The organism is Qaidamihabitans albus, assembly GCF_016464705.1.
Classification (GTDB): domain Bacteria; phylum Actinomycetota; class Actinomycetes; order Mycobacteriales; family Pseudonocardiaceae; genus Qaidamihabitans; species Qaidamihabitans albus.
The window spans coordinates 243,859-257,015 of sequence record NZ_JAEHOB010000007.1; the positions used below are offsets into that span (position 1 = coordinate 243,859).

At 70.3% G+C, this 13,157-nt stretch carries 13 protein-coding genes and 1 tRNA gene; 11 read left to right on the plus strand and 3 right to left on the minus strand.

What is annotated here, in order from left to right:
* Window positions 1–32 precede the first annotated feature (32 nt).
* The 3 genes from JAP66_RS16355 (at window position 33) to JAP66_RS16365 (ending at window position 2,914) form a co-directional block, all read left to right on the plus strand.
* Window positions 33–1,244 (plus strand): PQQ-dependent sugar dehydrogenase, encoded by a 1,212-nt coding sequence (locus JAP66_RS16355; protein ID WP_199432592.1) that lies wholly within the window; start codon window positions 33–35, stop codon window positions 1,242–1,244.
* Between the two features lie 192 nt (window positions 1,245–1,436).
* On the plus strand, window positions 1,437–2,051 hold the full coding sequence (locus tag JAP66_RS16360; RefSeq protein ID WP_199432593.1) for a protein disulfide oxidoreductase: 615 nt from the start codon (window positions 1,437–1,439) through the stop codon (window positions 2,049–2,051).
* A 2-nt stretch (window positions 2,052–2,053) separates the two neighbouring features.
* Window positions 2,054–2,914 carry a cytochrome c biogenesis CcdA family protein gene (locus JAP66_RS16365; protein WP_307849586.1) on the plus strand — a complete coding sequence of 287 codons (861 nt, stop codon included), beginning with the start codon at window positions 2,054–2,056 and terminating at the stop codon, window positions 2,912–2,914.
* A 7-nt stretch (window positions 2,915–2,921) separates the two neighbouring features.
* Here the strand turns inward: JAP66_RS16365 and JAP66_RS16370 are convergent, their stop codons facing one another.
* Both JAP66_RS16370 and JAP66_RS16375 read right to left on the minus strand, forming a co-directional pair.
* Window positions 2,922–3,515, minus strand: a complete 594-nt coding sequence (locus JAP66_RS16370; RefSeq protein ID WP_199432704.1) for a TetR/AcrR family transcriptional regulator — start codon at window positions 3,513–3,515, stop codon at window positions 2,922–2,924.
* A 94-nt stretch (window positions 3,516–3,609) separates the two neighbouring features.
* Window positions 3,610–4,563: an acyl-CoA desaturase gene (locus JAP66_RS16375; RefSeq protein WP_199432594.1), complete on the minus strand. Its 954-nt coding sequence runs from the start codon at window positions 4,561–4,563 to the stop codon at window positions 3,610–3,612.
* 159 nt (window positions 4,564–4,722) lie between these two features.
* Here JAP66_RS16375 and JAP66_RS16380 point away from each other — a divergent pair.
* The 8 genes from JAP66_RS16380 to JAP66_RS16415 all read left to right on the plus strand — a co-directional run bounded on the left by JAP66_RS16380 (window position 4,723) and on the right by JAP66_RS16415 (window position 11,486).
* A tRNA-Gln gene (locus JAP66_RS16380) sits at window positions 4,723–4,794 on the plus strand.
* Window positions 4,795–4,887: 93 nt separating this feature from the next.
* Window positions 4,888–6,594 carry a GGDEF domain-containing protein gene (locus JAP66_RS16385; protein ID WP_199432595.1) on the plus strand — a complete coding sequence of 569 codons (1,707 nt, stop codon included), beginning with the start codon at window positions 4,888–4,890 and terminating at the stop codon, window positions 6,592–6,594.
* Between the two features lie 51 nt (window positions 6,595–6,645).
* Window positions 6,646–8,118, plus strand: coding sequence for a bifunctional UDP-N-acetylglucosamine diphosphorylase/glucosamine-1-phosphate N-acetyltransferase GlmU (gene glmU / locus JAP66_RS16390; RefSeq protein WP_199432596.1), 1,473 nt, complete (start codon window positions 6,646–6,648; stop codon window positions 8,116–8,118).
* Entirely contained in the window at window positions 8,115–9,095 is a 981-nt protein-coding gene (locus JAP66_RS16395; protein ID WP_199432597.1) for a ribose-phosphate diphosphokinase, read from the plus strand. Before glmU ends, JAP66_RS16395 begins: the two co-directional genes overlap by 4 nt.
* A 211-nt stretch (window positions 9,096–9,306) precedes the next feature.
* Window positions 9,307–9,954, plus strand: a complete 648-nt coding sequence (locus JAP66_RS16400; protein WP_199432598.1) for a 50S ribosomal protein L25/general stress protein Ctc — start codon at window positions 9,307–9,309, stop codon at window positions 9,952–9,954.
* 9 nt (window positions 9,955–9,963) lie between these two features.
* Window positions 9,964–10,557, plus strand: a complete 594-nt coding sequence (gene pth / locus JAP66_RS16405; protein WP_199432599.1) for an aminoacyl-tRNA hydrolase — start codon at window positions 9,964–9,966, stop codon at window positions 10,555–10,557.
* A 185-nt stretch (window positions 10,558–10,742) separates the two neighbouring features.
* Complete coding sequence (locus JAP66_RS16410) at window positions 10,743–11,108, plus strand: DivIVA domain-containing protein (RefSeq protein ID WP_199432600.1); 366 nt, start codon at window positions 10,743–10,745, stop codon at window positions 11,106–11,108.
* Window positions 11,109–11,486 carry a DivIVA domain-containing protein gene (locus JAP66_RS16415; RefSeq protein ID WP_199432601.1) on the plus strand — a complete coding sequence of 126 codons (378 nt, stop codon included), beginning with the start codon at window positions 11,109–11,111 and terminating at the stop codon, window positions 11,484–11,486.
* Here JAP66_RS16415 and JAP66_RS16420 read toward each other — a convergent pair.
* Window positions 11,443–13,125: a fatty acyl-AMP ligase gene (locus JAP66_RS16420; RefSeq protein WP_199432602.1), complete on the minus strand. Its 1,683-nt coding sequence runs from the start codon at window positions 13,123–13,125 to the stop codon at window positions 11,443–11,445. The two genes, JAP66_RS16415 and JAP66_RS16420, sit on opposite strands and share 44 nt — an antisense overlap.
* Window positions 13,126–13,157: the final 32 nt, after the last annotated feature.

Sequence of the window (13,157 nt, forward strand, 5' to 3'; positions counted from 1 at the left end):
GCGTTACCGCGGTCCAGGGCACACTGGGGCGCATGCGTGCACGAAAGATCGGAATCGCCGGGTTCGCCCTGCTCGCGATACTCGCCGCGGCCTGCTCACCGGACACCGAGGACCAGCCCGCCGAGGCGGTCCCCACCTCGGCGCCGACCGGGGAGCCAGGGACCGATCTGCAGATCCAGGAGGTCGCCTCCGGGCTCGAGCACGGCTGGGACGTGGGCTTCCTGCCGGACGGGCAGATCCTGCTCACCCAGCGCCCTGCCCGGCTCACGCTCGTCTCCGGAACCGGTCCGGACGCCACGGTGACCGACGTGGCGGCCGATCTGGACGACGTGTACGTCCAGGGCGAGGGTGGGCTGATGGGCATGGTCGTGCACCCCGACTTCGCCGAGTCCCGCGAGTTCACGATGTGCCAGACATACCAGGAGAACGGCGAGGCCGTGGACATTCGCCTGGTCACCTGGACGCTGTCGCCGGACGGGCGCAGCGCCACCCGGCAGCGGGACCTGCTCACCGGACTGCCGATCAACTCCAGCGGCAGGCATTCCGGCTGCCGGCCCACGATCGGCCCCGACGGCGCGCTGTACGTCGGCACCGGCGACACCGCCGAGGACCCCACGATCCCGCAGGACCGCACCAGCCTCGGCGGCAAGGTGCTGCGGATCGACCTGGACACCGGCGAGGCTCTGCCGGACAACCCGTTCGCCTCGTCGGCGAACGAGAACGAGCAGCGCGTCTACACCTACGGGCACCGCAACGTGCAGGGCGTCGCGTTGCGTCCCGGCACGGACCAGGTGTTCACCTCGGAACACGGGCCGACGGGCCTGGACGAGGTGAACCGCCTGCGCGCCGGTGGGAACTACGGCTGGGACCCGTCCCAGGGCGGCACCGTGGACCACTACGACGAGGACGTCCCGATGACCGATCTGGAACGGTTCCCGGACGCCGTGCCTCCACTGTGGACGACCGGCGAGCAGACCGAGGCGCCGAGCGGCGCTGCGTTCGTCGACGGTGAGCAGTGGGGCGAGCTCGACGGGACGCTCGCGGTGTGCGCGCTGCGCGGGCAGAAGCTGCTGCTGTTCGGCATCGACGAGGCGGGCGAGCAGGTGACGGAGGTCGTCGTGCCCCCCGCGTTCAACGACGACTTCGGCAGGCTGCGCGCGGTCCGCTCCGGGCCGGACGGTGCGCTCTACGTCACCACCTCCGGTGGCGACGACGACCAGCTCCTGCGCGTCACGCCGGGCTGACCACCGGGAACGCGCGGCCGGCGAGGTGGCGGTCGTGAGTGCCTACGCGAGTTAGAACTCGTCTGCGCACTCACGACCGGTCCCTCGCGTTTGGTTCGGTAGACGTCATGGGTCCGTAATGTGCCTGGCCGTCTTCTTCCCGGCCGCGATGGCGCAGGATGTCCGGCAGAGGCAAATCAACGGAGGTCGACCATGTTCGTTCGCGCCAGGCCGTTCGGCGCACTACTGGTCTCGATCGCCGCCGCGGCGCTGGTCGCCGGCTGCGGCTCGGAGGGCTCGGAGCAGGAACCGCGCGGCGACGCGACACCGGCCGCCCAGTCGCCGTCCGCGTCGTCCACGTCGTCCACGTCCTCCGGCAGCCCCGTGGCCGGCGGAGAACCCGCGGCCGAGCCGGATCCGCCCGCGGAGCTGAACTTCACCGCGCGGACACTGGAGGGCGAGGAGTTCTCCGGCGCCAGTCTGGCCGGGAAGGCCGCCGTGCTGTGGTTCTGGGCGCCGTGGTGCCCGAACTGCCGCGCCGAGGCGCCGACGCTGGCGGACACGGCGGCGGCGAACGAGGGCGACGTGGCCTTCGTCGGGGTCGCCTCCCAGTCCGACACCGGTGCCATGCGGGACTTCGTGCGGGACTACGGCGTGGACGGCTTCCGCCACCTCGACGACAGCGGCGGCGAGATCTGGCAGCGGTTCGGTGTCACCTACCAGCCCGCGTACGCGTTCGTGAGCCCGGACGGCACCGTGGAGGTCGTCAAGCAGCAGCTCTCCGAAACCGAGCTCGCCGAGCGCGTCGGCAATCTGGCAGCCGGCTGAACGTGGACCTCGACACCCTCGGTTTCGCACTCGCCGCCGGGATGGTGGCCACCGTGAACCCGTGCGGCTTCGCGATGCTGCCCGCCTACCTGGCACTGGTCGTGGCCGGCGAGGGCGCGCACCAGCACGGCAGGCTCGCCGCGACGGGCCGGGCACTCGTGGCGACCGCGGCGATGGCCGTCGGCTTCGTCACGGTGTTCGGCGCGTTCGGGCTCGTGATCGCGCCGCTCGCGTCGTCGGTGCAGGAGTACCTGCCGGTGGTGACCGTCGTGACCGGTGCCGTGATGGTCGCGCTCGGCGGGTGGCTGCTGGCGGGCAGGGAGCTCACACTCCTGCTTCCCAAGCCCGCGAGGGGCGCGCCGAACGCGCGGATCGGCTCCATGCTCGGTTACGGCTTCGCCTACGCCGTCGCCTCCCTCTCCTGCACCATCGCACCGTTCCTCGCGGTGACGGCGACGACGTTCAGCAGCGGCTCGATCGTCGAGGGCGTGGGCGCCTACCTCGCCTACGGCCTCGGCATGACACTCGTCGTCGGGGTGCTGGCGGTCGCGGTGGCCTTGGCCAGCTCGGCGGTCACCGGCGGCATGCGGCGCATCCTGCCGCACGTGAACCGCATCGGTGGCGGCCTGCTCGTACTGGCCGGCCTCTACATCGGCTACTACGGCAGCTACGAGCTGCGACTCTTCCACGCCGGCGGCTCGGCGGCCGATCCGATCGTGGACGCCGCCGGCTCCGTGCAGGCGCTGCTCGCCGAGTGGGTCGACCGGATCGGCCCGGTACCGCTGCTCGGGATCCTCGCCGTGCTGGTTGCGCTGGCCGCAACGCTCACCCTCACGCGTACCCGTACTCGCCGGCCACGCTGAGCGGGAGCTACTGCAGCCGCAGCTTGGGCTTGTGTTCCAGGTGGGACAGGCCGTTCCAGGCCAGGTTCACCAGGTGGGCCGCGACCTCGTCGCGCTTGGGCTTGCGCGCGTCCAGCCACCACTGCCCGGTCAGCGCGACCATGCCGACGAGCGCCTGCGCGTAGAGCGCGGCGAGCTTCTCGTCGTAGCCGCGCGCGGAGAACTGCTGGCCGAGGATGTGCTCGACCTGGCTGGCGATGTCGTTGAGCACCGTGGAGAACGTGCCGGTGGAGCTGGCGACCGGCGAGTCCCTGACCAGGATCCGGAACCCGTCGTGGGACTCCTCCACGTACCCGAGCAGCGCACCCGCCGCCTGTTCCAGCATCGCGCGCGGGTGCCCGCCGTGCAGCGTGGAGATCATGCGATCGAGAAGCAGCTGGGTCTCCCGGTCGACGACGACCGCGTAGATCCCTTCCTTGCCACCGAAATGTTCGTACACGACCGGTTTCGACACGTTCGCCCGATGCGCGATCTCCTCGATCGAAGCGCCGTCGAAACCCTTTTCGGCGAAGAGTTCGCGCGCCACGTTCAGCAGTTGCTGCCTGCGCTCGGTACCGGTCATGCGGACCCGGGCCACCGGGGCGCCAGGTCGCACCCCGGTGGCCGGATCACGTTTCGCCCGCCTTCTCGCCACTCCGGCAGACTACCGGCCGGGTCTAGCGGGATTCGGCCGCCAACCTGGACAGACGTCCCGGCGTCGGCCACCGGACGTTGTAGGCCCAGCCGAGCTTCTCGAACATCCAGATCAGCCGTGCGGAGATGTCGATCTGGCCGCGTCCGACGCCGTGCCGTGCGGACGTGGGGTCGGCGTGGTGCAGGTTGTGCCACGACTCGCCGAAGGAGAAGATGGCCAGCGGCCAGAAGTTGGCGGAGCGGTCGCGGGCGGTGAACGGGCGCTCGCCGATCATGTGGCAGATCGAGTTCACCGACCACGTCACGTGGTGCAGGAAGCAGACCCGCACGAGCCCGGCCCAGAAGAATCCGGTCACCGCACCCCACAGCGACCAGGTGACCAGGCCGCCGATCAGCGCCGGGGCGAGCAGCGTCAGCGCCGTCCACAGCGGGAAGAGCCGGTCGACCTTCCTGAGCGCGGGGTCCTTGAGCAGGTCGGGCGCGAACCGCTCGACGTTGCTCTGGTCGCGCTCGAAGAGCCACCCCATGTGCGCGTGCCAGAAGCCCTTCGCCAGCGCGGCCGGCGAGGTCCCGAACAGCCACGGGGAGTGCGGGTCGCCCTCGCGGTCGGAGAACGCGTGGTGCCTCCGGTGATCGGCCACCCACGTGATGAGCGGTCCCTGCACGGCCATGCTGCCCGCGATCGCCATCGTCACGCGCAGCCACCGCTTCGCCTTGAACGAGCCGTGGGTGAAGTGACGATGGAACGCCACGGTGATGCCGAGGCCGCTGATGACGTAGAACACCGCGAAAAGCGCGACGTCCACCCAGGTCAGGCCCCAGCCCCAGGCGAAGGGAACGGCCGCGACCAGCGCGGCCAGCGGAGCGAGGACGCCGAAGTACACGGAGAGTTGCACACCGAGGGAGCGTTTCCCGTCCAGGATCGGTTTAGGGCCTTTGGCGGCGGGCGCCGCGGAACCTTCGAGGGTCGCCGTCATGCACTTCACTTCTTTCCTCGAACAGACCTAAGGGTCACCTTACCTACGTTTCCGTAAGTTACGGTACAGGAGGTCGCACCCCCTGGGGAGACCCGACGGCGCGGGGTCAACCCCACAGCGAGTACCCAATCTCCAAGTGGCTATCCTGACCAGGCGCGATCCGCCGTAGTGTAATTGGCAGCACTTCAGATTTTGGTTCTGACAGTTCAGGTTCGAATCCTGGCGGCGGAGCACGGCAGCTCCGACAAGCCGGTAGGGGGTGTGTGGCGGCTGCACAGCGAGGGTCTCGACACGGCGGATCCCAGGCGCCCGGCCTTGGGCGACATGTCCGACGCCTGGCTGGTCGGTCGCGCCCGCGAACTCATCGCCACGGTCCAGCGCAGCGAACGGCCCGAGCAGCTCAGGGTCATCGAGACCCTGGACGGGCTGCTCGAGGAGACCCAGCGCCGGGGCGAGCCGATACTGGTCGCCCAGATGCTGCGCGCGACAGCGCTCGCCCGGCTCGTCACCCGCGGCCTCGCCCACGAGGCGGAGTCGCTGCTCGACGAGATGCTCGCGCACACCAAGCGGCACGGCCTCGCCCTCCTGCGCGCGAACGCGCACGCGCTGCGCGGCAGGCGGCTCGTGCTGTCCGCGCAGGAGGACGCGGCGCTCACCGAGATCGCCAGGGCGCTCGCCATCCTCGACGACTCACCGAACCCGGACGTCCAGCTCGGCAGGCGTGCCTGGGACCGCCTGCTGTCCTCCGCACTGATCGACTGCTGGATCGTGCTCAACCAGCTGGGCGTGTACGAGGCGGCGGAGGAGGTCATCGCCAGGGCCCACCAGGCCGTCCGGGACAGCGCGGGCCCGCACGAGATCACCCTCCAGCTGATGAACCGCGTGAAGATGCTGCTCGGCTGGGGCCTGCGCCTGGAGCGGGTGGGACGTTACGACGAGGCCGGTGAGAAGTTCCGCACGGCCGCGTCGATGGCGATCGCCGTCGAGGCGCCCTTCGCCGAATCGCTGTTCCCTCGCCGCACCGGCGTACCGGCCGTGGAGCAGGTCGGCGTGCTGGCCGCCTCGCTCGCGTTCGCCGCCCCCAGCCCCGCCCACGTCGAGCGCCTGCGGCGGCTGCACGGCGAGCAGGGCTACCCGCACGAGCACGTCATCGTCACGATCGCGCTCGCCCGCTGCCTCGACGCCGACGACCGCCGGGACGAAGCGCTGGACGTGCTGCGAACCGCGCGGCACACGCAGGCCGAGGACAACTCACAGCCGTCGATGCGGCTGAACCTGGTGCGCGAGCTGGCCAGGCTCGGTGTGGACGAATTCGGCGAGTCGGTTGAGCCCGAGACGAAACCGAGCAGCCCGCTGTCCGAGTACGCGGCCGCGCTGGAGGCCGAGCTGTGGTCGCTGCGCGAGTCGCAGATCGCGGCGCTCAACGCCCGGCGTGAGCACGAGCGGCTCTACGCCGAGCACGGCGCGATCACCCAGCAGGCACTGCAGGATCCACTGACCGGCCTGCCCAACCGGCGGGCCCTCGACGAGCGGCTGCGCGCCCTCTCCTCCTCGGCGGCCAGCCAGCCGCTCGCCGTCGCGCTCGTCGACCTCGACGGCTTCAAGGACGTCAACGACCAGCATTCACACGCCGAGGGCGACGACGTGCTCCGGGTCGTCGCGAGCACCCTGCGCGACGCGCTGCGCGGTGACGACATCGTCGCCCGCTACGGCGGGGACGAGTTCATCGTCCTGCTGCCGGGTGCGCCGGTGTCGGCGGCCACCCAGGCGCTCGGCCGCTCGGTCGACGCCGTGGCCTCGCTGCCGAAGCACCTCTCGCACGGTGTGACACTGTCCGTGGGGCTCGTCTCCCTGCGCCCGCAGGAGCGGGCCGAGGAGGTGCTCTCCCGCGCGGACGCCGCGATGTACCAGGCGAAACGCCGTGGCGGCAATCAGATAGCGTCAGCGCCGATGACATCCGAGGAGCAGGCGGATGACCACCTGGAACAGTCGGCCGGCGACCCCGCGTCCGGCCAGAGAGACCACACGTAGGATCGTGGCCGCGTTTTCCCGATAGACTCCAGATAGACACTGAGGAGTGCCGTGACCGGCCCGCTGAGCACAGTCATACTCGCCGCGGGTGAGGGAACCCGCATGCGCTCGAACACACCGAAGGTACTGCATCCCATCGCCGGGCGCCCGCTGGTGGAGCACGCGGTGCGGGCCGCGGCCGGTCTCGACCCCGAGCAGCTGATGGTGGTCGTGGGCCACGGGCGGGAGGCCGTGACCGAGCACCTCGACGGCGTCGGCAAGGCCCTCGGCAGGTCGGTGGCCACCACCGTGCAGGAGCAGCAGCGTGGCACCGGGCACGCCGTCGCCTGCGCCCTCGCCGACCTCCCGCCCGGCCTCTCGGGCACCGTCCTGGTCACCTACGGCGACACCCCGCTGCTGGACACCACGGCGCTGGCCGCACTGCTCGCCGAGCACTCCGGAAGCGGCAACGCGGCCACCGTGCTGACCGCGGTCCTGCCGGACCCGACCGGCTACGGCCGCATCCTGCGCGACGAGCACGGCGAACTGCTCGGCATCGTGGAACAGAAGGACGCCGGCCCGGAACAGCTGGAGATCACCGAGATCAACTCGGGTGTCTACGCCTTCGACGCCGCGACACTCGCCGACGGGCTGGCCCGCCTCTCCACCGACAACGCGCAGGGCGAGCTGTACCTCACCGACCTGCTCGGGATCGCGCGTGGCGACGGCAAGCGCGTCGGCGCCCTCGTGGTGGACGACCCGTGGCTGACCGAGGGCGTGAACGACCGCGTGCAGCTGTCCACGCTCGGCGCCGAGCTCAACCGCCGGATCGTGCGGCACTGGCAACGCGCGGGCGTGACCGTGGTCGACCCGGCGACGACCTGGCTGGACGCGGACGTGACGCTCGCCCGCGACGTCGTGCTCGAACCCGGTGTGCAGCTGCACGGCGCCACCAGCGTCGGCGAAGGTGCCCGGATCGGGCCCGACTCGACGCTCACGGACTTGACCGTGGGGGCGGGCGCCACGGTGATCCGCACGCACGGCAGCGCCTCGGTGATCGGCGAGGGTGCCTCGGTCGGCCCGTTCGCCTACCTGCGGCCGGGCACCCGCCTCGGCGAGCGGGGCAAGATCGGCACGTTCGTCGAGACGAAGAACGCCGACATCGGCACCGGGTCCAAGGTGCCGCACCTGACCTACGTCGGTGACGCCACGATCGGCGAGCACAGCAACATCGGCGCGTCCAGTGTCTTCGTCAACTACGACGGCGTCAGCAAGCACCACACCACGGTCGGCTCACATGTGCGAACCGGCTCGGACACCATGTTCATCGCACCGGTCACGGTTGGCGACGGCGCCTACAGCGGTGCGGGCACGGTGATCCGCCGCGACGTCCCTCCGGGCGCGCTGGCGGTCTCGGGGGCACCACAACGGAATATCGAGGGCTGGGTGCCCCGGCGCAGACCGGGCACTCCCGCGGCCGAGGCGTCGGAGAAGGCGCTCACCGCACAGCAGGAAACCGATACCGACGGGGAGTCGCCAGAATGAGTCCGAAGTCCGGCACGCCGAAGAAGAACCTGATGCTCTTCTCCGGGCGCGCACACGTGGAACTCGCCGAAGAGGTCGCCAAGAACCTCAACGCGACGATCACCCCGCAGACACTGCACAACTTCGCCAACGGCGAGATCTTCGTTCGCTACGAGGAGTCGGTCCGCGGTTCGGACGCCTTCGTCATCCAGAGCCACACCACGCCGATCAACGAGTGGGTGATGGAACAGCTGATCATGGTCGACGCGCTCAAGCGCGCGAGCGCCAAGCGCATCACCGTGATCATGCCGTTCTACCCGTACGCGCGGCAGGACAAGAAGCACAAGGGCCGGGAGCCGATCTCCGCACGGCTGATCGCGGACCTGTTCAAGAAGGCGGGCGCCGACCGGATCATGACGGTCGACCTGCACACCGCGCAGATCCAGGGTTTCTTCGACGGTCCCGTCGACCACCTGCTGGCACAGACCGTGCTCGCCGACCACGTCAGGGACACCTACGGCGACGCCGACATCACGGTGGTTTCGCCGGATTCCGGCCGGGTCCGGCTGGCGGAGAAGTGGGCCCAGCAGCTCGGTGACCGCCCGATCGCTTTCATCCACAAGACGCGCGACCCGGACACGCCGAACCAGGCCGTGGCGAACCGTGTCGTGGGACACGTGCAGGGCAGGCTGTGCGTGCTGATCGACGACATGATCGACACCGGCGGCACGATCGTGAAGGCCACCGAGGCGCTGATCGAGGCTGGGGCGTCCGATGTGGTCATCGCCTCGACGCACGGGATCCTCTCCGATCCGGCCACCGAGCGGCTGGCCGGTTGCCAGGCGCGCGAGGTCGTCATCACCAACTCGCTGCCGATCCCTGAGGAGAAGCGGTTCCCGGGGTTGACCGTGCTCTCCATCGCGCCGCTGCTGGCGCGCGCGATCGAGCAGGTCTTCGAGGACGGCTCGGTGACCAGCCTGTTCGACGGCAGCGCCTGACCGGACCGTTGAGGTGACCACCCGGCGCCCGGTGTCACAGCGGTTGGATTAAACTGTGCAGGTTGTCTCGGCGAGGCGGGCACCCGGCAACCGGTGCCCGACGTGATCGACGCGGCGGCTCGAGCGGCCACGCGTGCGCGCGCGTCGTGGAACTCGCCGCCGGACAGCCGCACAGCAACGCTTCTGACCCCACCGCGAGGAGTGCATACCCGTGTCCGAGGTACGTCTGACCGTCGAACAGCGCACCGAGTTCGGCAAGGGTGCGGCGCGCCGTACCCGCCGTTCCGGCAAGATCCCCGCGGTCCTCTACGGCCACGGTGCCGACCCGCGCCACCTGGCGCTTCCCGCGGTCGAGTTCGCCCGCGTGATCCGGGACAACGGCAACAACGCCGTGCTCACCCTGGACGTCGCCGGCGCGAAGGCCAGCGCCGAGAAGGCCACCGAGCTGGCGCTCACCAAGACCATCACCGTGCACCCGCTGAAGAACTACATCGAGCACGTCGACCTGCTGGTCGTCCACCGCGGTGAGAAGGTCACCGTGGACATCCCGCTGGTGCTCGTCGGCGATCCGGGCCCCGGCGGCCTGGTGAACCAGGACCTCGACACCCTGCAGGTCGAGGTCGACGCGATGCACATTCCGGACCAGTTCGAGGTCTCGATCGAGGGTGCCGAGATCGGCTCCCAGATCCTCGCCTCCCAGGTTCCGCTGCCTGCCGGCTCGACGTTGGCGACCGACCCGGAGCACCTCGTCGTCTCCATCTACGAGGCGCCCAGCGAGGCAGCTCTCGAGGCCGACGTGGACACCGAGGGCGCCGGCGTCGTCGAGGACCAGCCGGAGACGTCCGAAGAGAACGAGTAGGCACCACCCGTGGAGCACGATCTGCCGGGCGCCGGCGAGCAGGTGCTGCTCGTCGGCCTCGGCAATCCGGGACCGCGCTACGCCGGCAACCGGCACAATGTCGGTTTCCTGGTGCTCGACGAGCTCGCTGCCCGGCTCGGCGGCAAGTTCAAGGCGCACAAGGGCGGTGCCGAGGTCCTCGAAGGGCGAATCGGCGGCCGCAAGGCGGTGCTCGCCAAGCCCCGCTCGTTCATGAACCTCTCCGGCGGGCCGGTGGCCGGCGCCGCCCGGTTCTTCAAGGTCGAGCCGACCGGCGTCATCGTCGTGCACGACGAGCTCGACCTGCCCTACGGCGCGCTGCGACTGAAGTTCGGTGGCGGCGACAACGGCCACAACGGACTCCGGTCCATCACGAAGTCGCTGGGAACGAAGGACTACTACCGCGTTCGCTTCGGTGTCGGACGCCCACCCGGCCGGATGGACCCCGCCGACTACGTGCTCAAGGACTTCTCCGCGGTCGAGCGGCGCGAGCTGGCACTGAACGTCGACCGGTGTGCCGACGCCGCGGAGGAGCTCGTCGCGCGCGGCCTCGCCGCGGCACAGAACACGTTTCACGCGGCCTGACCCGCAGGAACCGCCGAACAGCCCTTCCGGCGATCGCACAGCGTGTCCGACCCCTCACTCGAAGGCGTTTTCAACGGCACCTGTTCGAGTCGAGGACCCCGCCGAGGGGTTCCCGGCACTTCTCCCGACGGCTAGGACGGAATGGGGACAGAAACCGCCCCACCCGAGCCAGGAGAGAGAGTTACATGTCGTTCACCGCTGCGGACGTGCTTGCCGTCGAGTTCAGCAACGCCCCCATCGGTCGCCGTGGCTACGCCAAGCACGAGGTCGACGAGTTCCTCGGGCGGGTTGCGAAGACGCTCTCCGACGAGGACGACCTCACCGCCGCCGAGGTCCATCACGTTGCATTCGGCAGGCCGCTCATCGGTAAGCGCGGCTACGACGAGCGCGAGGTCGACGAGTTCCTGGACACCATCGAGGAGCAGCTGCTCAGCCGGACCGGCGTGCGGCGCGACGCGCACCAGGTGCCACCGGCCCGCGAGCAGTCGCAGGCAACCTCCGGGCGCGCCAGGCCGCACACCACCGCCGCAGAACCAGCCAGGGACCGGTAGGTGGCCGTAACCTCCGCGGACGCGCGCGACATCCGGTTCACCCAGGCGCCCTTCGGCACGCGCGGCTACCACGAGGTGCAGGTGGACGACTTCCTCGACCGGGTGGCCGCGACTCTCGACGGCGAGGACGACGTCACCGCGGCCGACGTCCACCAGGTCGCGTTCAGCCCGGCACCGCTGGGCAAGCGCGGTTACGACCCGGCCGCGGTCGACGCATTCCTGCGTGTCGTGGAGAGCACGCTGGCCGCCAGGGCCGGGCACTCCGGGCCGAACCGGCCGTACGTCGCACCGGCGCTGGAGCACAGCCACGCGCGCAAGCCGTTGTGGCGCAGGGTCAGGCCCGGCTCCGGATCTCCTCCCGGTACTGCGTCTCCGTAGCCGCCCGCTTGACCTTGCCCGACGGTGTCTTGGGCAGGCTGCCGGGCGGGAGCACGACGACCGCGTACGGCCGCGCGTCCACGGCGTCCCGCACCCGGGCGGTGACCTCCTTCGCCAGCTTGGTCTCCGCGTCCTCGGCACCGGCCAGTTTGGACTCCAGGACGACGGCGAAGCGTTCCCGGCGAGTACCGGCGTCGATCCGCACCGCGACCGCGTTGCCAGCCCGAACACCTTCCACTGAGCTGGCCGCACGTTCGATGTCGGTCGGGTACACGTTGCGGCCACCGAGGATGATGACGTCCTTGCGCCTGCCGCAGATCACGATCTGCTCTCCGACGAGGTAGCCGAGGTCGCCGGTGGCGAACCAGCCCTCCGCGTCCTGTGCCGGGGCGGGGCCGTCGACGGTCAGGTAGCCGGGGGTGACCGCCTCGCCGCGGAGCCGGATCTCGCCGACCTCCCGCTCCCCGAGCCGGTTGCCCTGCTCGTCGACGATCTCCGCCTCCAGCCCGTCCAGCGGTGGGCCGAGCAGAGCGAAAGCGCGCACCTCGTCGGTGTCGCGGCGGGGGTCGCCCTCGGGAACGGGCACGGCCCTGTTCTGCGCCTCCAGCGCCTCGGCCTCGACGACGTCCACGGTGAGGCCGGTGAACAGCGGGGCGAACGACACCGCGAGGGTGGCCTCGGCGAGCCCGTAGGCGGGAAAGACGCACTCGGGCGGCATGTCGAACCGCGCACCGGCATCGGTGAAGGTCTTGACCGCGGTCGGGTCGATCGGCTCGGCGCCGTTGAGGGCGATGCGCAGGGTGGACAGGTCGTAGGCGTCGTCGTCGGAGACCCGGGCCATCCGGCGGCCGACGATCGCGTAGGCGAAGTTCGGCGCGGCGGTTGTGGTGCCGCGGTACTTGCTGATCAGCTCGGGCCAGATCAGCGGGCCGCCGAGGAACTCGACGGGCGTGATCTTGACCAGCTCGACGCCGAACGTCATCGGCACGGTCAGGAACCCGACCATGCCCATGTCGTGGAAGGTCGGCAGCCAGGAGACCATCACATCGGTGTCGAAGACGAACTCGGCGCGGTCGACCATCGCCTTGATGTTGGAGTAGAGGTTGCCGTGGGTGATGCGCACGGCCTTGGGCTCTGCGGTGGAACCGCTGGTGAGCTGGAGCAGCGCGAGCTGGTCCTCGGTGGCGGGCACCGGCTCGGCGAGCGGTTCGGCGGCGAGCAGGTCGGTGATCATGGAGAAGCCTATGCCATGCTCGGTCAGTACGGGCGCGAGCTGGTCGAACGGCTCCCCCAGCAGCACGAGCTCGGAGCCGATCATCTCCAGCACGCGCAGGGTGTCGGAGGCCCACTGGGCGATGTCGGTGCGCGGTGTCGGCTGGTGCAGCATCGTGACGCTGCCCCCGGCGAGCCACGTGCCCTGCACGGTGGGTGCGATCAGCTCGGGCGCCGCGGCGAGCACGGCGACGGCGCTGCCCGGCCGGAGGCCATCCGCGACGAGGCCGCCCGCGACGCGGCGGGCCCGCTCGTGCACCTCGTACCACGTTCTGCGGACCGGCTCCTTCGGCTCACCGGTGATCATGCCGCGCTGCCTGCCACCCGCTTGCGCGGTGGCGACCATCGTGTCCACGAACCGACTCATGGGTAGACCTTAACCTCGCGCACAGCAGCCGC